The following is a 19,113-nucleotide window of genomic DNA, read 5'->3' on the forward strand; positions in this document are numbered from 1 at the left end:
TCCCTGCCGGCGGGGGCTCCCCCGAGTCCCGCGCGACTCCGCGCCCGCTTACCCGTCCCCCGACGGGAGTTGTGGGGTGGATCAGGCGACCAGCTCGCCGAAGGCGTGCGTGGTGTCGCCGGTGAGGTTGAGGTGCTCGTCGTCGCGCAGCCGGCGCAGGGCGCGCCAGATGCTGCTCTTGACGGTGCCGACGCTGATGTTCAATATGTCGGCGATCTCCGGGTCGGTGCGGCCCTCGTAGTAGCGCAGCACCAGCATGGTGCGCTGGTTCTCCGGGAGCTTGGCGAGCGCCTGCCAGAGCACGGCCCGCAGCTCGGTGCCGCCCATCGCGTCGGTGTCGCCGACGGTCTCGGGGAGCTCCTCGGTGGGGTACTCGTTGAGCTTGCGCCGGCGCCAGGCCGAGATGTGCAGGTTGGTCATGGTGCGGCGCAGGTAGCCGCCGACCGCCGCCTTGTCGGCGATCCGGCCCCAGGCCCGGTAGGTGCTGAAGAGCGCGCTCTGCAGCAGGTCCTCGGCCTCGTAGCGGTCGCCGGTCAGGTGGTAGGCCGTCGCGTACAGGGAGGCGCGGCGCTCGCGCACATACGCGGTGAACTCCGTCAGGTGGTCCACCTCGGCGGCCGACGAGTCCCCCGTCGCACCCCCCTGTCCCGTCGACGGCAGGCGCTCCTCCACCGGCGCCAGCCGGTAGAGGGTCGCCCCCTTCGTCCCCCCGTGACCCCGGCTGCCAACGCCCCCCCGGCGTCCCCCTGAGCAGCCGTCCAACCGCCCCCGCGCCGGTGAGGAACACTTGGCGTCCCAGAAGCTCCGGGTCTCAAGCGTTTCGTTCATCGTGCGCCCCCAGGGTCGGTACGAGCGGGTCCTTTCGCGTCTCCGTTCCGGTCCGCCGTGGCGGTCTCTCGCGGTGACAACGAAAATCCTGCCCGCCACCCGTCATGACCGTGTCCGCCGACTGTCACAGCGGTGTCACAAGCCTCAGGACGAAGGTCCCGCGATCCCACGTGGCGCTCGACACCCTTGACGTCCCACCTGCTCCAGACGGTTCCCGGCAACACAATCCTTGAGCCAGAATGAACAGGTGCCTTTCCTCCTTCTGATCGAGGACGACGACGCCATCCGGACCGGCCTCGAACTCGCCCTCACCCGCCAGGGCCACCGCGTGGCCGCCGCCGCCTCCGGCGAGGACGGCCTGCGGCTGTTCAAGGAGCAGCGGCCCGACCTGATCGTGCTGGACGTGATGCTGCCGGGCATCGACGGCTTCGAGGTCTGCCGGCGGATCCGGCGGTCCGACCAGTTGCCGATCATCCTGCTGACGGCCCGCTCGGACGACATCGACGTGGTGGTCGGCCTGGAGTCCGGCGCCGACGACTACGTGGTCAAACCGGTCCAGCCACGGGTGCTGGACGCCCGGATCCGCGCGGTGCTGCGCCGCGGCGAGCGGGAGAACTCGGACTCCTCGGCGTTCGGCTCGCTGGTGATCGACCGTTCCGCGATGACCGTGACCAAGGACGGCCAGGACCTCCAGCTCACCCCGACCGAGTTGCGGCTACTGCTGGAACTCAGCCGCCGGCCGGGCCAGGCCCTCTCCCGCCAGCAGCTGCTGCGGCTGGTCTGGGAGCACGACTACCTGGGTGACTCGCGCCTGGTGGACGCCTGTGTGCAGCGGCTGCGGGCCAAGGTGGAGGACGTCCCTTCGGCACCCACCCTGATCCGCACGGTCCGCGGCGTCGGCTATCGTCTGGACCCGCCCTCCTGACCGTCCTGCCCAGAGTGAATGGCTGACCCGACACGTGATTGACCATCAGAACGGCCGCCGCCAGGCCTGGCGGCGACGGCTGCGGCTGAGTTCGCTGCGGGTCCGGCTCGCCGCCGTGTTCGCCGTGGTGGCGTTGACGGCCGCGGTCTCCGCCTCCGGGATCGCGTACTGGCTGAACCGGGACGCGGTGCTCAAGCGGGCCCAGGACACCGCGCTCAACGACTTCCGGGTGTCACTCAGCCGGAGCGTCCAGGGGCTGCCGCTGAACGCCGGCTGCCCCGCGCTGGCGCAGCTGGCCACCGAGGTGGCGAGTTCCGGGCTGAGCTACAACGTCGTGGTGGTGGACGAGAACCAGCCGGACTGCACCGCCGTCTCGGACCCGCGGTTCACCGCCGCCCAGGTGCCGCACGCCCTTCAGGTGGCGGTGACCACTCCGCGCGCGGTCGGTGCGGGCAACCCGAACGAGTACCACCTGTACTGGCAGCGGGTGAACCTGGACGGCCAGCCCTATGTGGTCGGCGGGACCAGGGTGGTGCCCACCGGCCCGACCGCCTACATGTTCAAGTCGCTGGACAACGAGCGGGCCGATCTCAACACGCTGGGCTGGTCGTTGGCGGTGGCCACCCTGCTGGCGCTGATCGCCGCCACCCTGCTGGCCCAGGCCGCGTCCGCCACCGTGCTCCGCCCGGTGCGCCAACTCGCCGAGGCCGCCCGGCGGTTGGGTGAGGGCAAGCTGGACACCCGACTGGAGGTCAGCGGTACCGACGAACTCTCCGACCTGGCACGGACGTTCAACAGCACCGCGGAGGCACTCTCCGAGCAGGTCGAGGAGTTGAGCGCGCGCGAGGCCCAGAGCCGCCGGTTCGTCGCCGACATGTCGCACGAACTGCGCACCCCGCTCACCGCGATGACGGCCGTGACCGACATCCTGGAGGACGAGGCGGACGCGCTCGACCCGATGATCGAGCCGGCCGTGCGGCTGGTGGTCAGCGAGACCCGCCGGCTCTCCGACCTGGTGGAGAACCTGATGGAGGTCACCCGGTTCGACGCGGGCACCGCCAAGCTGGTCGCCGACGAGATGGACATCGCCGACCTGGTGATGTCCTGCATCGACGGCCGCGCCTGGTACGACGCGGTCGAGGTGGACGCCCCGCGCGGAGTGCGGGCCGTGGTCGACCCGCGCCGGCTGGACGTCGTGTTCGCCAACCTGATCGGCAACGCGCTCAAGCACGGCGGCTCCCCGGTCAAGGTCACCGTGCGCCAGGGCGTCGGGCCGACCGGGGCCGGCGAGGTGGTGGTGCGGGTCACCGACAGCGGGCCCGGCATCCCCGAGGAGGTGCTGCCGCACGTCTTCGACCGGTTCTACAAGGCGGACAAGGGGCGGGCCCGCTCCGAGGGCAGCGGCCTCGGCCTGTCCATCGCGATGGCCAACGCGCAGATCCACGGCGGCACCATCACGGCGGCCAACGGCGAGCAGGGCGGTGCGGTGTTCACCCTGCGGCTGCCGCTGCGGCCGGCGGCGGCCGGGGCTTCGGTGGGTGACGCTTCGGCGGGCGGTGTTGCGGGGGGCGGCGCTTCGGCGGGCGCGCCCGAGCAGTCGGCCGCGTCCGAGCAGCGCGGTGGGGGCGGCGCCGGGGACTTCGGGGACGCCGGGGACTTCGGGGACTTCGGGGACTCGGGGGACACAACCGAGCGGAGGTCGGAGCAGTGAGCGAGGTACGGGTCGCACGCGGGCGGCGGTTGGCGCTGGCGGTCGGCGGTGCGGTGGCCGTCGCGCTGCTGGCCGGCGGCTGCGGGATCCGGCCGACCGCGATCCCGGTGGACGCCGGCGCGCCCGCCAGCCGCGGTTCCTGCCCCAGCCCGCTCCGGCCGCCGGCGGTCGTCCCCAGCCCGTCCACGGGCACGTTGCGCGGCCTGGCGCGCGGCGTCCCCGACCTGGCCAGTGCCAGCCCGAGTCCCTCCGTCCCCGGTGGCAGTGTGTTCAGCGCGGCGCCGTCGCCCTCTCCGAGCCCCTCCGGGACCTTGCACTGCTAGTGATCGCAGACCGCAGTGACCGTAGTGGCTGACCGCGGTGTGCGTCGCGGTGTGAGTGGCACCACCCGGCAGAACAGCCGCGTGCTGCAACCGGCCGCTCCCGGGCCGGCGTCCACACCAGCGTGCAGCGAGACAGCACCGGCGTGCGAAGCGCGCCAGGCACGGTGCGGATCCCAGAGCGAGAACCGGCCCCGACGGCTCGGCCCGAGGGCGGTGCTCAGCTCCGCGCGCACCCTCGCACCTCGCTCCCCCTGGCGGTCCGTTCGGCCGCCCTGCTCCTGCTCACCCTGCATGTCGCCCTGCTCGGCTGGCTGATGTTGCGCCAAGTGCCGACCGCCTGGGCCTATGACGCCAACCTGACCCCGTTCGCCACCCTGCACCGAGCGTTCAGCTCGGGCAGTTCCGCGGCGCTCGGCCAAGCCCTGACCGCGGTCGGCCAGACGGCCCCGCTCGGGGTGCTGCTCCCGCTGATCGGCGGCCGGCTGCGCGCCGCCTGGTTCCCGTCGTTCCTGCAGGCGATCGGCTCCAGTGCGCTGTTCGCCACCGGCCTCGAGGTGCTGGAGACCTCGGCCGGGCGGGTGCTGAATGTGGACGACGTGCTGATCGGGGTGATCGGCGCGGCACTGGCCCATCTGCTGGTGGTCCCGGCGACCCGCGCCGCGCTGCGGCGGGGCCGGGCGGCGATGCCCAGTCGGGTGGTGCGTTTCGGGGCCGACCCTGAGACCGTCCCTGACACCAGGGTGGTCCCGACCGGTGAAACCCCGGGGGCGCGGATCGGCATCCAGGCGGACGCCTGAGGCCGGTGCTCGCGGCGAGCATGGAGGCGTCCGGTCAACGCCTCCGAGCAAGGAGAATCCGATGCGCCCCCTGGCCCGCCCCCGTCACAAGCGTCTGGTCGCCGGTGTCTGCGCCGGGATCGCCGAGCGGTTCGGCCTGACCCCCTGGACGGTCCGGCTGATCTTCCTGGCCTCCTGCCTGCTGCCCGGCCCGCAGTTCCTGATCTACCTGGCGCTCTGGGTGCTACTGCCCCAGGAGCCCTGACGACCGCGGCGGCCTGGTGACCGCCGCGGATCTGTGGATCTGTGGGTCTGTGGATCTGACGACTGCTGCGGGCCTGACGACTGCTGCGGGTCCAGCGACCGCTGTGGGCCCAACGACTGCTGTGGCGCGGCCCGGGATCGGGAGCCGCGCCACAGGCCGGGATCAGGCGTAGGTCAGCCGCCCAGGCCCGGCAGACCACCGCTCACCGGCACCACGCCACCCAGCAGCCCGGCCAGCGGACCGGGCGCCTGCTTGGCGACGCTGGACACGGCGCCGAGCGGCAGGCCGCGGGTCAGACCGGCGGTGGCGTCGGCCGCCTGCTGGCCGGCGCCCTGGTTGAGCAGGCCGGTGGTCTGCGCGACCGGGCCGCCGAGGGCCGGGGCGTGGCTCAGCGCACCGGTCACGGCACCGGTGTCGGGCAGGGTGCCGGTGGGGAGTGCGCTCAGGCCGCCGGTGGCGGCGGAAGCCGAGGCGGTACCCGCGGCGACCGCCGCGATGGCGAGCGCCGCGGTACCGGCGGCCTTCAGAGTGGCCTGCTTCATGAGTAGTCCTCGTGTCCTCTCGGGCCGGCGCCCCAGCCTCACCCGGGGCGGCAGCCGTCCCGGGATACGTTGTTGCGCCGTGTCAGCAGTGACTGGCACACCGTAGACACAGCCGAGGACCCGGGCCAAAAGCGCATCAGCCGTGTGAGTGAATCGTCGGACCATATGACATAAACGGCCTGACGTTTCGTCAGGCCGTTTATGGACCGTCAGGCCGAGCCGAAGCCCCGAACCCAGGACGAGCTCAGGATGAGTTCGGCAGTAGCTCGGGGCAGGCTCGGGAGTAGCTCGGGGCAAGCTCAGGACGAGGAGCCGAACAGCCACTCGGCCTTCAGCTCGGCATAGCCGGGCTTGACCACGTCGTTGATCATCGCCAGTCGCTCGTCGAACGGCAGGAACGCCGACTTGAGCGCGTTGACGGTGAACCACTGCATGTCGTCCAGGTCGTAGCCGAACGCCTCGATCAGGTGGGCGAACTCCTGGCTCATGCTGGTGCCGCTCATCAGCCGGTTGTCGGTGTTCACGGTGACCCGGTACTTCAGGCGGGTGAGCAGGCCGATCGGGTGCTCGGCGTAGGAACTGGCGGCACCGGTCTGCAGGTTGGAGGTGGGGCACATCTCCAGCGGGATCCGCTTGTCCCGGACGTAGGCGGCCAGCCGGCCGAGCGTCACGGTGCCGTCGTCGTGCACGGTGATGTCGTCGGTGATGCGCACGCCGTGACCGAGCCGGTCCGCGCCGCAGCACTGCAGCGCCTCCCAGATCGACGGCAGCCCGAAGGCCTCGCCGGCGTGGATGGTGAAGTGGTTGTTCTCGCCCTTGAGGTAGTCGAAGGCGGCCTGGTGGCGGGTGGGCGGGAAGCCGGCCTCGGCACCGGCGATGTCGAAGCCGACCACGCCGGTGTCGCGGTGGCGGTTGGCCAGCTCGGCGATCTCCTGGGAGCGGGCGGCGTGGCGCATGGCGGTGATCAGGGTGCCCACCTTGATCCGGTCGCCGTTGGCGCGGGCGTTGGCCTCGCCGATCCGGAAGCCCTCCTGGACCGCCTCGACCACCTCGTCCAGGGTGAGGCCACCCTCCAGGTGCTGCTCGGGGGCGTAGCGCACCTCGGCGTAGACCACGCCGTCGGCGGCCAGGTCCTCGGCGGCCTCGGCGGCGACGCGGACCAGGCCCTCGCGGGTCTGCATCACGGCGCAGGTGTGCGCGAAGGTCTCCAGGTAGCGCTCCAGCGAGCCGGAGTCGGCGGCCTCGCGGAACCAGGTGCCCAGCTTGGCCGGGTCGGTGGTGGGCAGCTTCTGGTAGCCGCAGGCGGCGGCGAGCTCGACGATCGTCTCGGGGCGGAGGCCGCCGTCCAGGTGGTCGTGCAGCACGACCTTGGGGGCGCGGCGGACCTGCTCGGCGGTGGGGATGCGCGGGGCCGTGGTGCCCGCGGGGAGAGGGATCTGCTTCTGCATTGCGGGAGTCTAAGCCCTACGCGCGTAGATACCCAATGCCCACGCCGGGGGTTCACTCGGGGCGTGGGGTAATGGGCATTATTAATGCCGCTCATTAATAATGCCCATGAGCATTTTCCCGGACCACTATCTGACGCCGACCTGGATCCCGCCCTCGCCGAGGCCCGCCACCTCATCCAATCCGGCAGCTGCACAGTAATAATGCCCATTATTAGCCCGCCGCTCGCGCACCCCGCACCGCGACAAGTCGCCATAATAATGGGCATTATTAACCGCCCGTCACCCGTGATCCAACAACCGCCCCCGCCGAGCGAGCACGAAGTCGCGGAACGCCTCGGCCGGCGGCGGCAGCGGCCGGCCGGTCACCCAGGCGAGCCCGATCGCCCGCCGGGTGCGCGGCGCCGTCACCGCCAGCTCCACCACCCCCGGCCGCGGCACCAGACCCGGCGGCAGCAGCGCCACCCCGAGCCCGGCCGCGACCAACCCGCGCAGCGTCTCGGTGTCCTCACCCTCGAAGGCGATCCGCGGAGTGAAGCCGGCCTGGGCGCAGAACTCGTCCGTGATGGTGCGCAGCCCGTAGCCGTACTCCACCGCGACGAACGGCTCCTCCGCCGCCTCCGCCAGCCGGATCCGCCGCCGCCCGGCCAGCCGGTGGTCGGCCGGAACCGCCAAGTAAAGCTGCTGCTCGTCCAGTTGGCGGGCCGTCAACTCGGGCTCCGACGGAATCGGCGAGACCAGGCAGAGGTCCAGCTCACCGGCGCGCAGCCGTTCCAGCATCGCCGCCACATAGTCCTGCACCAGCTGGAACCGCACCCCCGGATGGTCGGCCCTGAAGCCGCGCAGCAGCGCCGGGACCGCGTCCGTCCCCATGGTGTGGAGAAACCCGAAGGCCACCCGACCGCTCGCCGGGTCAGTCTCGGCCAGCATCGCCGCCGCGCCCCGGTCCAGCTCGGCCAGCGCCCGCTCGACCGCGTCGAGCAGCAGCCGACCGGCCCTGGTCAGCCGCACCGCGCGGCCCTGCCGGGCCAGCAGGGCGACCCCCAGCTCCGCCTCCAGCCGGGCGATCGCTCGGGAAAGCGTGGGCTGCGGCATGCCCAGCTCCTCCGCGGCCCGGGTGATGTGCTCCAGTCGCGCCACGGCGGCGAACTGGGCCAGCCGGGGCGCCAGGATGACACCCGGGGTATCGGGGCCGAGCTCGAACGAAAGCTGGGGCAACGAAGGCTGGGCCAACGAGGGCTGGGCCAACGCCGACCGGGCCAATGCCGGCCGGGACCGCTCATGCATCACAGCATTGATTATCGCCCATTCATGTATTGGACGCATGGAATGGACCGGAGCTACGTTCTATGGCATGCCCTCCGCCGATACCGGGGCATTCGCCGCCAGCGCGCCGGATGCCGCCCCAACCCCCGCTGTCGCCCCTGCGCCAACCTCCGGCGCCCCACTGACCGGTGGGCCCCCGGAGACCAATGGGACCTCGCAAACCGATGCGCCGCCGCAGGCCGACGCGCCCCCGCAGGCCGACGCCCGCCTGCTGCCCGGGCAGCGCGACTTCCGCCGCTCCAACCTGGCGCTCTTCGCCGCCGGTATCGCCACCTTCGTCCTGCTCTACTCCACCCAGGGCCTGCTGCCGCTGCTCGCCGCCGACCTCTCACTGACCCCCGGTCAGGCCAGCTGGACCGCCTCCGCTGCCACCCTGGGTCTGGCGCTCGGCCTGCTGCCGGCCAGCGCGCTGTCCGACCGGTTCGGCCGGACCGCGGTGATGACCGGCTCGATGGCGGCCGCCTCGCTGATCGCCGTCGCGCTGCCGTTCGCCCCCGACCTCACCACCCTGGTCGCCCTGCGCGCCATCCAGGGCGCGGCACTGGCCGGGCTGCCCGCCACCGCGATGGCCTACCTGGCCGAAGAGGTGCACCCGAGCGCGCTGGCCTCCGCAATGGGGCTCTACGTGGCCGGGAACAGCATCGGCGGCATGGGCGGACGGCTGGTCGCCGGCTGGTCCGCCGCCGCCTGGGGCTGGCGCTGGGGCCTGGTCTCCTCGGCCCTGCTGGCGCTGGCCGCCACCGTCGCGTTCCGGCTGCTGATCCCGCCCGCGCGGCACTTCCGCCGCTCCCCGGTCGACGCCCGGGCACTGCGCCGCACCGTCGGTTCCCATCTGCGCAACCCGTTGCTACTGCGGCTCTACGGTCTGGGCCTGCTCTTCATGGCGGTCTTCGGTGCGGTCTACAACACCGTCGGCTTCCGGCTGATCGCCGCGCCCTTCCACCTGCCGCAGTCGGTGGCTGCCTCGATCTTCGTGGTCTACCTGGTCGGCACCGCCTCCTCGGCCGGCGCGGGTCGGCTGGCCGCCCGGCTCGGGCGCCGCGGTGCGCTCTACACCGCGATCGGCTGCACCACCGCGGGTCTGCTGCTCTCCCTCACCGACTCGCTGACCGGCGCCCTGCTCGGCCTGGTGCTGATCACCGCCGGCTTCTTCGCCGGCCACGCCACGGCCTCGTCCGCCGTCGGCCGCACCGCCACCCACGGCCGCGCCCAGGCCTCCGCCCTCTACCTGATCGCCTACTACCTGGGCAACAGCCTCGGCGGCACCTTGGGCGCCGACGCCTACCACGCCGTCGGCTGGCCGGGCTCGGCGGCGGTCGGCCTCACCGCGATGGCCCTCGCGGCGGGCGTCACCCTCTACGCGACCCGGCAGGCGATCGCAGCCCGGCGGGCGCAGAGCGTGGGTACGCTTCCGGTATGAGCATCGACCCCGCGACGTTCGCCAGGCTCCGTGAGATCGCCGACCAGTTGCCGCAGCTACCGGGGATAGGAGCCATAGAGATCGCTGATGGCCAGATCGTCATGATGATGTCGCCGGTCAACCGGCACGAACTGGCCGTCTTCCGAATCGCCCGGCAACTCAACACCCAACTGCCGGACACTCATCCGGAGTACATCGCCCACGCGGGCGCGGACCTGGAGGACAGCGGCCTCGGCCGACTCCGGCGACCGGACCTTATGGTCCTTCCGGAGGCGGTCCTGGAGCGGGATGTCCCAGCGGTGCCGCCCGCAGAGGCGCTGCTGGTCGTCGAGATCGTCTCCAAGTCGAACCCGGAGAACGACTACGAGAACAAGGTCCGCGACTACGCCGCCATGGGCATCCCGCACTACCTCCTGATCGACCCGCGCGACGGCACCGGCATCGTGCACTCCCAGCCGAAGTACGCCTCCCGCGAGAAGTTCACCTTCGGCGACCAGATCACCGTCGGCCCGTGGACGATCGACACCAGCGAGCTGATGACGTACGGCCCGGGGACCAACTGACCGAGCCGCGGCGGCTCTCCCGCCTCGACGGCCCGGTGCGTCGCAGGGACGCACCGGGCCGTCGCCGTGCTCAGCCGATCCGGTCCAGGATCAGCGGCGTGCGGGTGTACTCGGTGCCCACCGGGGAGACCTCGATGCCGCCGGCCAGGGCCTCGATGGCGTAGTCGAAGCGCTCGGGGGTGTCGGTGTGCAGGGTGAGCAGGGGCTGGCCGGCGGTCACGGTGTCGCCCGGCTTGGCGTGCATCTCGACGCCCGCTCCGGCCTGCACCGGGTCCTCCTTGCGGGCCCGGCCGGCGCCGAGGCGCCAGGCGCAGACGCCGACCGCGTAGGCGTCGAGGGCGGTCAGCACGCCGGTGGCCGGGGCCGGGATCACGTGCTGCTCCTTGGCGACCGGCAGCGGCGCGTCCACGTCGCCGCCCTGCGCGCTGATCATGCGACGCCAGTGGTCCATCGCGGAGCCGTCCCGCAGGGCCTCGGCCGGGTCCTTGCCGTGCACGCCGGCGGCGGCCAGCATCTCCCGGGCGAGCGCGATGGTCAGCTCCACCACGTCGGCGGGGCCGCCGCCGGCCAGCACCTCGACCGACTCGCGGACCTCAAGGGCGTTGCCGGCGGTCAGGCCGAGCGGGGTGGACATGTCGGTGAGCAGCGCCACCGTGTTGACCCCGGCACCGCGGCCCAGGCCGACCATGGTGCGGGCCAGTTCCTGGGCGTCCGCCAGGTTCTTCATGAAGGCCCCGGAACCGACCTTGACATCCAGCACCAGCGCCCCGGTGCCCTCGGCGATCTTCTTGGACATGATCGAGGAGGCGATCAGCGGGATCGCCTCGACGGTGCCGGTGACATCGCGCAGCGCGTAGAGCTTCTTGTCGGCGGGGGCCAGCCCGTCACCGGCCGCGCAGATCACCGCGCCGGTGTCGCCCAGCACCTGGAGCATCTCCTCGTTGGAGAGCAGCGCCCGCCAGCCGGGGATCGACTCCAGCTTGTCCAGGGTGCCGCCGGTGTGGCCGAGGCCGCGCCCGGAGAGCTGCGGCACGGCGGCGCCGCAGGCGGCCACCAGCGGGGCCAGCGGCAGGGTGATCTTGTCGCCGACGCCGCCGGTGGAGTGCTTGTCACTGGTGGGCAGGCTGAGCCCGGAGAAGTCCATCCGGACGCCGGAGCGGATCATCGCGTCGGTCCAGCGGCTGATCTCGCGCAGGTTCATCCCGTTCAGCAGGATCGCCATGGCCAGTGCGGACATCTGCTCGTCGGCCACGGCGCCGCGGGTGTAGGCGTCGATCACCCAGTCGATCTGATCATCGGTCAGCTCCTGGCGGTCACGCTTGGCGCGGATGACGGAGATGACGTCCATGGCTTGGCTCCAGGGGAAGGAAGGGGGCCCTCCAGGACCCCGAAAAGCGAGGAACGCGTGGGGCGGCCACTGCTCGGCCGCCCCACGCGTCACTCTACGCGCGTCACAGTACTGCTGACTACAACCGATCCGACGACAACCGGCCTGGCTACAGCCGCTCCGGACCGAAGGCGTCGGGCAGCACCTCGGTCATCGGCTTGATCCCGCTGGGCAGCTCGACCAGCAGTTCAGGACCGCCGTGCTCCCAGAGCAGCTGGCGGCAGCGGCCGCACGGCATCAGCAGCTGCCCGGCGCCGTCCACACAGGTGAACGCGACCAGTCGGCCGCCGCCGCTGGCGTACAGCGCGGAGACCAGCCCGCACTCGGCGCACAGGCCGAGGCCGTAGGAGGCGTTCTCCACGTTGCAGCCGGTCACCACCCGGCCGTCGTCGACCAGCGCCGCCGCGCCGACCGGGTACTTGCTGTAGGGGGCGTAGGCCCGGGACATCGCGTCCCGGGCCGCGGCCCGCAGCCGCTCCCAGTCGATCGCCGCGGCGTCCTGAGCCGCCGTCACTTGCCCTGGCCCTTGCGGTAGATCTGGCCGTCCGCCTTCGGCGGGCGCAGCCGCTGGGCCGAGAGCGCCAGCACCACCAGGGTGATCACGTACGGCGAGGCCACGATCAGCGGACGCTCCACGGTGCTGGTGGAGGCGTACCAGAGCGCCAGCGCGCCGGACGCCACCAGGGTGACCGCGGCACCGACCCACTTGCGGCGGTACAGGTTCCACAGGCCCAGCAGCGCCATGACGATCGCGATGACCAGCAGCAGCACGTGCACCGAGCTCGGGTCGCGCAGCTGCAGGCTGTCGGTGAAGCCGAACAGGCCCGCACCGGTGGCCAGCCCGCCGGGCAGCCAGTTACCGAAGATCATCGCGGCCAGACCGATGTAGCCGCGGCCGCCGGTCTGCCCGTCCTGGTAGACGTTGGCCGCGACCATCGACAGGTAGGCACCGCCCAGGCCGGCGAAGGCGCCGGAGGCGATCACCGCGAGGTACTTGTACTTGTAGACGTTGACGCCCAGCGACTCGGCGGCGGTCGGGTTCTCACCGCAGGAGCGCAGCCGCAGGCCGAAAGTGGTCCGCCACAGGATGAAGTAGCTGGCGACCAGCAGGGCGACCGCGATCAGCGTGACCACCGAGAGGTTGGTGACCAGACCGCCGACCACGCCGGCCAGGTCCGAGATCAGGAACCAGTGGTGGCCCTCGACAGTGTCCAGCCACTGCGACAGGTGCTGCACGGTGATGAACGGCAGCGCCTGGGTCGGCGGGGACTTGGAGGCACCGGCACCGGCGCTGATGTAGTCCGTGTAGTAGATCCGGTTGATGTACAGGCACAGACCGGGGATCAGCAGGTTGATGCCGACACCGGAGACGATGTGGTCGACGCCGAAGCCGACCGTGATCACCGCGTGCAGCAGGCCGCCGAGCGCGCCCGCCGCCATCCCCGCCAGCAGGCCGACCCAGGGGTTGACCAGGTAGCCGGTCCAGGCGCCGGCGAAGGTGCCGGCCACCATCATGCCTTCGAGGCCGATGTTGACCACGCCGGCCCGCTCGGACCAGAGGCCGCCGAGGCCGGCCATGCCGATCGGCACCGCGGCGCCGAGCGCGGCGGAGACCTGACCGGAGGAGGTCAGGCTGTGGTTCCCGGTGATCATGCCGACCACCGAGAACAGCACCAGAGCACCGGCCGACAGCAGCAGCAGGATCGGCCAGGTGAGCTTCTTGGCGCCCTTGGCCGGCGCCTTGCCGGCCGGCTTGGGACGGGTCTCGGTCGCGGTACTCATGCCGCCACCTCCTTCTTCGCCGCCGCGGCGGCCTGAGCGGCGAGCTGGGCGCCGACCTTCTGCTGCTGGCGCTTCAGCCCGAAGCGGCGGACCAGCTCGTAGGCGACGACCACGCAGATGACGATGGTGCCCTGCATGACGTTGACGATCTCCGGCGGGAAGTTGTTCGTCGACAGCTGCCCGTTGGTGGCGTCCAGGAAGGCCCAGAGCAGCGCCGCGATGGCAATGCCGACCGGGGTGTTGCGGCCGAGCAGCGCGATCGCGATGCCGGTGAAGCCGAGGCCGGCCTGGAAGCTCTGGCCGAATAGGTGGCCGGTGTCCGCGGACAGCAGGTCCGGCATGCCGATCAGACCGGCCAGCGAACCGGAGACGCACATGCTGGTCAGCACCATGCGCTTGACGTTGACGCCGCTGGCGCCGGCCGCCTCCTCGGAGCGCCCGGTGGCCCGCAGGTCGAAGCCGAACCGGGTGCGGCTCAGGGTCAGCTGGAACAGCACACCGATCACCACCGCGATGATGATGAAGCCGTAGAGCTGGCCGCCCTGGGTGCTGAGGGTGAAGAAGTCGCTGGACGGGGCCATCATCTTGGTCTGGATGCTGTTGCTGCTGCCGCTGCTGACGCTCGGCGCGAAGCGGCCGGGCACCAGCAGCAGGCCGATGACACCGGTGGTGATCGCGTTCAGCATGATCGTCGAGATCACCTCGCTGACCCCGCGGGTGACCTTGAGGACACCGGCGATGGCTGCCCACAGGCCGCCGACCAGCATGGCGGTGATCAGCACCAGCGGGATCTCGATGAACGACGGCAGGTTCACCGCGCCGCCGACGAAGGCGGCGAACAGCGCGGCGAGCCGGTACTGGCCGTCGGCACCGATGTTGAACAGGTTCATCCGGAAGCCGAAGGCCACCGCGACACCGGCGATGTAGTAGGTGGTCGCCTTGTTGAGGATCGCCACCTGCCCATCGGAGGCGAAGCCGTAGGTGGTCATGAGCCGGAAGGCCTCGCCGGGGTTGTACCCGGCGACGGCGAGCAGCAGCGAGCAGAGCGCCACCGAGACGATGACGGCCAGCACGGGTGCCGCGATGGCCAGCAGCAGCCGCTCGCGGTCGATCCGCCGGAGCCAGCCGCGCCTGGGGGCCCCGCCCGGCCGGAGGCTGGGGGAGGGTTCGGTCGAAGTGGTCATCTCGGTCACTCCCCCGCCTGGGCGTCGTCGCCGGCGGTGTCGGTGGTGGTGGCGCTCTCAGCGGCGCTGTCAGTGTCGCTGTCGGTGGCGTCTTCGCCAGCGGTCTCCTCGCTGGCGGCGTCCTCCCCGGCGGCCTCGGTGACCGCGTCCTCCAGCGGAACGTCGAGCCGGCCGTGCTCCTCGTCGGCGACGACCGCCGCCTCGACGAGCGCCTCCTCGTCGGACTCGATGTGGCCGGCGGCCGCACCGGTCATCGCGGTGCCGAGGTCCTCGGCGGTCACGGTGGCCGGGTCGGCGTCCGCGACCAGGCGGCCGCGGTAGATCACCCGGATGGTGTCGGAGAGGCCGATCAGCTCGTCCAGGTCGGCGGAGATCAGCAGCACTGCCAGACCCTCCCGCTGGGCCGCCCGGATCTGGCCCCAGATCTGCGCCTGGGCGCCGACGTCCACGCCACGGGTCGGGTGGGCGGCGATCAGCAGCTTGGGGTCGTGGCTCATTTCGCGGCCGACGATCAGCTTCTGCTGGTTGCCGCCGGAGAGCGAGGCCGCGGTGACCTCGATGCCCGGGGTGCGGACGTCGTACTCGCGCACGATCCGCTCGGTGTCGCGGCGGGCCGCGGCCGGGTCCAGCAGGACGCCCTTGGAGTTGGGCGCCTCGGTGACGTGGCCCAGGATCCGGTTCTCCCAGAGCGGGGCCTCCAGCAGCAGGCCGTGCCGGTGCCGGTCCTCCGGGACGTAGCCGATGCCGGCCTCGCGGCGGGCCCGGGTGAGCTTGCCGGTCAGGTCCTGGCCGTCCAGCACCACGGTGCCGGCGTCCAGCGGCAGCATGCCCATGATGGCCTCGACCAGTTCGGCCTGGCCGTTGCCCTCGACACCGGCGACGCCGAGGACCTCGCCCTTGCGGATGGTCAGCGAGATGTCGTCCAGCACCACGCGTTCGATGCCCTCGGCATCCGGCTTGGCGATCCGCAGGCCCTCGACCTTGAGCATCTCGGTGTCGGTGACCGTGGACTCGCGGCTCTCCGGGCTGGGCAGCTCGCTGCCGACCATCAGCTCGGCGAGCTGGCGGGCCGTCACGTTCTGGGGGTCGGCGTCGCCGACCGTGGTGCCGCGGCGGATCACCGAGATCGCGTCGGCCACCGAGAGCACCTCGTGCAGCTTGTGCGAGATGAAGATGACGGTGACGCCCTCGGCCTTGAGCTCCCGCAGGTTGTCGAAGAGCGCGTCCACCTCCTGGGGCACCAGCACCGCGGTGGGCTCGTCGAGGATCAGGATCCGGGCGCCGCGGTAGAGCACCTTGAGGATCTCGACGCGCTGCCGGTCGGCCACGCCGAGGTCCTCGACCAGGACGTCCGGGCGGACCCCGAGGCCGTACTGGTCGGAGATCTCCCTGATCTTCGCCTTGGCCTTGGCGCCGATGCCGAACAGCTTCTCGCCGCCGAGGACCACGTTCTCCAGCACGGTCAGGTTGTCGGCCAGCATGAAGTGCTGGTGGACCATGCCGATGCCGCGGGCGATGGCGTCACCGGGGGTGGCGAACTCGACCTGCTCACCGTTGATGGCGATGGTGCCCTCGTCCGGCTTCTGCATGCCGTAGAGGATCTTCATCAGGGTCGACTTGCCGGCGCCGTTCTCGCCCATCAGGGCGTGCACGGTGCCGGTGCGCACGGTCAGGTTGATGTCGTGGTTCGCCACGACGCCGGGGAAGCGCTTGGTGATGCCGCGCAGCTCGACGGCCGCGGCCCCGGCGCCGGGGTTACCTCCCTTGCGCAGGGAAGGGGTGGATGCGCTGATGGCGATCTCCTGGTGGTGGCGGGCGCGTCCTTGCGCCGGGGAGGGCCGGGGGTTGAGTGCGCTGCCGACGGGAACACGCGGCGCGCCGGGGAGAGGCGGAGACGGGAGGGGCCCGGCGGAGTGCGCTCGCGCGCGACCCACCGGGCCCCTCCCTTGCTACCTACTGCTGGGTACTACTGCTGGGTACTACTGCTGGGCAGATCCGGATCAGCCGGCCGGCGGAGCGGTCGGGATCTGGGTCGCACCGGAGACGATCTGCTGGGTGGCAGCGTCCAGCTTGCTCTTGATGTCGTCGATGTGGCCGCCGGTGGTGGCCAGGCCGACACCGCCCGACTTCAGGTCGAAGCGCTGGACGCCGGTCTCCGGCGTGCCGTTCTTGACGCTCTGGATGTACGAGTACACCGCGGTGTCCACGTTCTTCACCGCAGAGGTCAGGATCGAGTTCTTGTAGGCGGCCAGCGCGCTCTGCTTGGCCTGGTCGGAGTCGACACCGATGGCCCAGGCGCCCGGCTTGGCGGCCACGGCCTGGATCGCACCGGTGCCGGAGGCGCCGGCGGCGGTGTAGATCACGTCGTCGCCCTTGTCCAGCTGGCCCTGCGCGGCGGACTTGCCCTTGGCCGGGTCGCTGAAGCCGGTGAAGTCCGGCGGGGTGGTCAGGTAGGTGACGTCGACCTTGATGTTCGGGTCGACGGAGGCCACACCGGCCCGGTAGCCGGCCTCGAACTTCTTGATCAGCTCGGACTGCACGCCGCCGATGAAGCCGACCTGCTTCTTCTGGGTCTTCAGGGCGGCGGCGATACCGGCCAGGTACGAGCTCTGCTGCTCGGTGAACTCCAGCGAGGTCACGTTGGACGGCTGGGTCGGCGAGTCGGAGTCGATGATCGCGAACTTGACGTTCGGGTGCTCCTTGGCGACCTTCTCGACCGCGGGCTGGTACACGAAGCCGACCGCGATGATCGGGTTGTAACCGGCGGTGACCAGCTGCTCCAGACGGTTCTGCTTGTCGGAGTCGGACTCACCGTTCTTGGCCTCGGCCTCGTTGGCGGTGATGCCGAAGTCTGCCTTGGCCCTGTCCAGGCCGGCCGCAGCCGAGTCGTTGAAGCCCTGGTCGCCACGGCCGCCGACGTCGTAGGCCATACCGACCTTGAGGCCGGAGCCGCCGCTGGCGGAAGAAGAGGTGCTGGTGCTCTTTGCGCCGCAAGCGGCGAGCGAGGCGATGCCCAGGGAACCCGAGAGCACCACCGCGGCGAGCTTTACTGAACGGCGCAAGGGAATATCTCCTTCTACACACCCGTTTGGCGTGGTCGGACGCCACCGTAACGCGCGTAGAACACGGTTGTATTACGGGGCGGCGGGCCATTGGGGTTGTTATCAAACCGTGGCACGGGGCGCGGCGCGGCAGTGAACACCGCAAAGCGCCCCCAGTGTCCCACGGGATTCCCGCTATACCTCCGCATGCTCCAGAGCCAGTGCGGCGAACAGCTCGACCCCGATCCCGATCGCGCGCTCGTCCACGTCGAACCGGCCTTGGTGCAGGTCACGCACCTGGGTCTCGTCCGGCGCACGGACCCCGAGCCGGGCCAGCGCGCCCGGCGCGTGCTCCAGGTACCAGGAGAAGTCCTCACCGCCGAGCGACTGCTCGGTCGGCTCCACGACTTCTTCACCCTGGGCACCGAACTGACGTGTCATCGCCGTTTCCAACTGGGCGATGGACACTGCCTCGTTCACCACCGGCGGGACCCCGCGCCGGTAGTCCAGGCTGACCTTCGCCAGGTAGGTCTCGGCCATCTTGCTGACGAGCTCGTGCAGCAGGTCCGGCGCCTCGTGCCAGCCGGCCAGCTCCAGGCAGCGCACCGTGCCCTCCAGCTCGGCGTGCTGCGGGATCACATTGGGGGCCGAGCCGGACTCGATCCGGCCCCAGACCAGCGAGACGCCCCAGCGCGGGTCCATCCGGCGGGCGAGCGCGCCGGGCAGGTCGGCGGCCAGCCGGGCGACCGCGGTGACCAGGTCGGTGGTCAGGTGCGGGCGGGCGGTGTGGCCACCGGGTCCGTCCAGGCGCAGCAGCACCGCGTCGGCGGCCGAGGTGATGGCGCCGGTGCGCAGGCCGATCCGACCGACCGTCACCTTGGGGTCGCAGTGCACCGCGAAGATCCGCCCGACCCCGGCCATCCCGTCGGCCGCGATCACGTCCAGCGCGCCGCCGGGCATCACCTCCTCGGCGGGCTGGAAGATCAGCCGCACCGGCTGGGCCAGCCGCCCGTCCCGCAGCGCCTCGGCCAGCACCAGCGCGGTGCCGAGCAGCACCGTGGTGTGCACGTCGTGCCCGCAGGCGTGGGTCACCCCGGGGACGGTGGAGCGGTACGGCGCCTCGCTCTTGGCGTCGTCGATGGGCAGCGCGTCGATGTCGGCCCGGAAGGCGACCATCGGGGTGCCGGGGGCGGCGGTGGGCGGGACCAGGTCGACGATCAGCCCGGTGCCGCCGGGCAGCACCTGGGGCGTCAGACCCGCCGCGGTCAGACGGTCCGTCAACTTGCCGGTGGTGCGGAACTCCTGACGGCCCAGCTCGGGGTGGCGGTGCAGATCGCGGCGGAAGGCCACCAGCTCGGCCTCCAGCGCCGCCACCCGCGAACGGAGCGTCATTGTCTGAGGATCGTTCACCTCAGCAAGACTATGGTGCCGAGCCGGATTTGGCCGCACTTCGGCCGAATCTCGCCGGGATTCCGCGCATACGCGGCCGACGGGTGGGTATGACGTCACGTTTCAGCCGCCTCCTTCACGCGCGGACGCCCCGGTTGATGAACCTGTGCAACGAGTAGGAACCCCTCAGGTAACGGCTGGTCAAC

18 protein-coding genes are annotated in these 19,113 nt (G+C 71.4%); 7 read left to right on the forward strand and 11 right to left on the reverse strand.

Going from position 1 to position 19,113, the window contains the following annotated elements; translation table 11 throughout:
- Window positions 1-81: 81 nt before the first annotated feature.
- On the reverse strand, window positions 82-828 hold the full coding sequence (locus P3T35_RS13685; RefSeq protein ID WP_280706073.1) for a SigE family RNA polymerase sigma factor: 747 nt from the start codon (window positions 826-828) through the stop codon (window positions 82-84).
- Between the two features lie 247 nt (window positions 829-1,075).
- Between P3T35_RS13685 and P3T35_RS13690 the strand changes: the two genes are divergently transcribed.
- The 5 genes from P3T35_RS13690 (at window position 1,076) to P3T35_RS13710 (ending at window position 4,828) form a co-directional block, all read left to right on the forward strand.
- Entirely contained in the window at window positions 1,076-1,753 is a 678-nt protein-coding gene (locus P3T35_RS13690) for a response regulator transcription factor (RefSeq protein ID WP_101381488.1), read from the forward strand.
- 34 nt (window positions 1,754-1,787) lie between these two features.
- Window positions 1,788-3,464, forward strand: coding sequence for a HAMP domain-containing sensor histidine kinase (locus P3T35_RS13695; RefSeq protein WP_101381487.1), 1,677 nt, complete (start codon window positions 1,788-1,790; stop codon window positions 3,462-3,464).
- On the forward strand, window positions 3,461-3,787 hold the full coding sequence (locus P3T35_RS13700; RefSeq protein ID WP_101381486.1) for a hypothetical protein: 327 nt from the start codon (window positions 3,461-3,463) through the stop codon (window positions 3,785-3,787). Before P3T35_RS13695 ends, P3T35_RS13700 begins: the two co-directional genes overlap by 4 nt.
- A gap of 143 nt (window positions 3,788-3,930) precedes the next feature.
- Window positions 3,931-4,584 carry a VanZ family protein gene (locus P3T35_RS13705; protein WP_143676866.1) on the forward strand — a complete coding sequence of 218 codons (654 nt, stop codon included), beginning with the start codon at window positions 3,931-3,933 and terminating at the stop codon, window positions 4,582-4,584.
- A gap of 61 nt (window positions 4,585-4,645) precedes the next feature.
- Window positions 4,646-4,828, forward strand: coding sequence for a PspC domain-containing protein (locus tag P3T35_RS13710; protein WP_101381484.1), 183 nt, complete (start codon window positions 4,646-4,648; stop codon window positions 4,826-4,828).
- Window positions 4,829-5,001: 173 nt separating this feature from the next.
- Here the strand turns inward: P3T35_RS13710 and P3T35_RS13715 are convergent, their stop codons facing one another.
- The 3 genes from P3T35_RS13715 to P3T35_RS13725 form a co-directional block, all read right to left on the reverse strand.
- Window positions 5,002-5,370 (reverse strand): hypothetical protein, encoded by a 369-nt coding sequence (locus P3T35_RS13715; protein WP_101381483.1) that lies wholly within the window; start codon window positions 5,368-5,370, stop codon window positions 5,002-5,004.
- A gap of 299 nt (window positions 5,371-5,669) precedes the next feature.
- A complete protein-coding gene (locus tag P3T35_RS13720) occupies window positions 5,670-6,818 on the reverse strand; it encodes an adenosine deaminase (protein ID WP_101381482.1) in 1,149 nt (382 codons plus the stop codon).
- Window positions 6,819-7,097: 279 nt separating this feature from the next.
- The gene (locus P3T35_RS13725; RefSeq protein ID WP_280706078.1) at window positions 7,098-8,102 is read right to left on the reverse strand and encodes a LysR family transcriptional regulator; all 1,005 of its coding nucleotides are present in this window, start codon (window positions 8,100-8,102) and stop codon (window positions 7,098-7,100) included.
- Between the two features lie 67 nt (window positions 8,103-8,169).
- Here P3T35_RS13725 and P3T35_RS13730 point away from each other — a divergent pair, with 67 nt between their 5' ends.
- Together P3T35_RS13730 and P3T35_RS13735 are read left to right on the forward strand one after the other, a co-directional pair.
- Window positions 8,170-9,561, forward strand: a complete 1,392-nt coding sequence (locus P3T35_RS13730) for an MFS transporter (protein ID WP_101381480.1) — start codon at window positions 8,170-8,172, stop codon at window positions 9,559-9,561.
- Window positions 9,558-10,124, forward strand: coding sequence for a Uma2 family endonuclease (locus tag P3T35_RS13735; RefSeq protein ID WP_101381479.1), 567 nt, complete (start codon window positions 9,558-9,560; stop codon window positions 10,122-10,124). Before P3T35_RS13730 ends, P3T35_RS13735 begins: the two co-directional genes overlap by 4 nt.
- A 70-nt stretch (window positions 10,125-10,194) precedes the next feature.
- Here P3T35_RS13735 and P3T35_RS13740 read toward each other — a convergent pair whose 3' ends face one another.
- The 7 genes from P3T35_RS13740 to P3T35_RS13770 form a co-directional block, all read right to left on the reverse strand.
- Window positions 10,195-11,472: a thymidine phosphorylase gene (locus P3T35_RS13740; RefSeq protein WP_101381478.1), complete on the reverse strand. Its 1,278-nt coding sequence runs from the start codon at window positions 11,470-11,472 to the stop codon at window positions 10,195-10,197.
- A 148-nt stretch (window positions 11,473-11,620) separates the two neighbouring features.
- Entirely contained in the window at window positions 11,621-12,025 is a 405-nt protein-coding gene (locus P3T35_RS13745) for a cytidine deaminase (protein WP_101381477.1), read from the reverse strand.
- A complete protein-coding gene (locus P3T35_RS13750; RefSeq protein ID WP_101381476.1) occupies window positions 12,022-13,293 on the reverse strand; it encodes an ABC transporter permease in 1,272 nt (423 codons plus the stop codon). Before P3T35_RS13750 ends, P3T35_RS13745 begins: the two co-directional genes overlap by 4 nt.
- Window positions 13,290-14,477, reverse strand: a complete 1,188-nt coding sequence (locus P3T35_RS13755) for an ABC transporter permease (RefSeq protein ID WP_101385152.1) — start codon at window positions 14,475-14,477, stop codon at window positions 13,290-13,292. The genes P3T35_RS13750 and P3T35_RS13755 overlap by 4 nt, the downstream gene beginning before the upstream one ends.
- A gap of 5 nt (window positions 14,478-14,482) precedes the next feature.
- On the reverse strand, window positions 14,483-16,270 hold the full coding sequence (locus P3T35_RS13760; RefSeq protein WP_101385151.1) for an ATP-binding cassette domain-containing protein: 1,788 nt from the start codon (window positions 16,268-16,270) through the stop codon (window positions 14,483-14,485).
- A gap of 207 nt (window positions 16,271-16,477) precedes the next feature.
- Window positions 16,478-17,539 (reverse strand): BMP family ABC transporter substrate-binding protein, encoded by a 1,062-nt coding sequence (locus tag P3T35_RS13765; protein WP_101381475.1) that lies wholly within the window; start codon window positions 17,537-17,539, stop codon window positions 16,478-16,480.
- Window positions 17,540-17,713: 174 nt separating this feature from the next.
- Window positions 17,714-18,910, reverse strand: coding sequence for an amidohydrolase (locus tag P3T35_RS13770; RefSeq protein ID WP_101381474.1), 1,197 nt, complete (start codon window positions 18,908-18,910; stop codon window positions 17,714-17,716).
- Between the last annotated feature and the right edge of the window lie 203 nt (window positions 18,911-19,113).

This window comes from Kitasatospora sp. GP30, assembly GCF_029892145.1.
GTDB classification, from domain to species: Bacteria; Actinomycetota; Actinomycetes; order Streptomycetales; family Streptomycetaceae; genus Kitasatospora; species Kitasatospora acidiphila.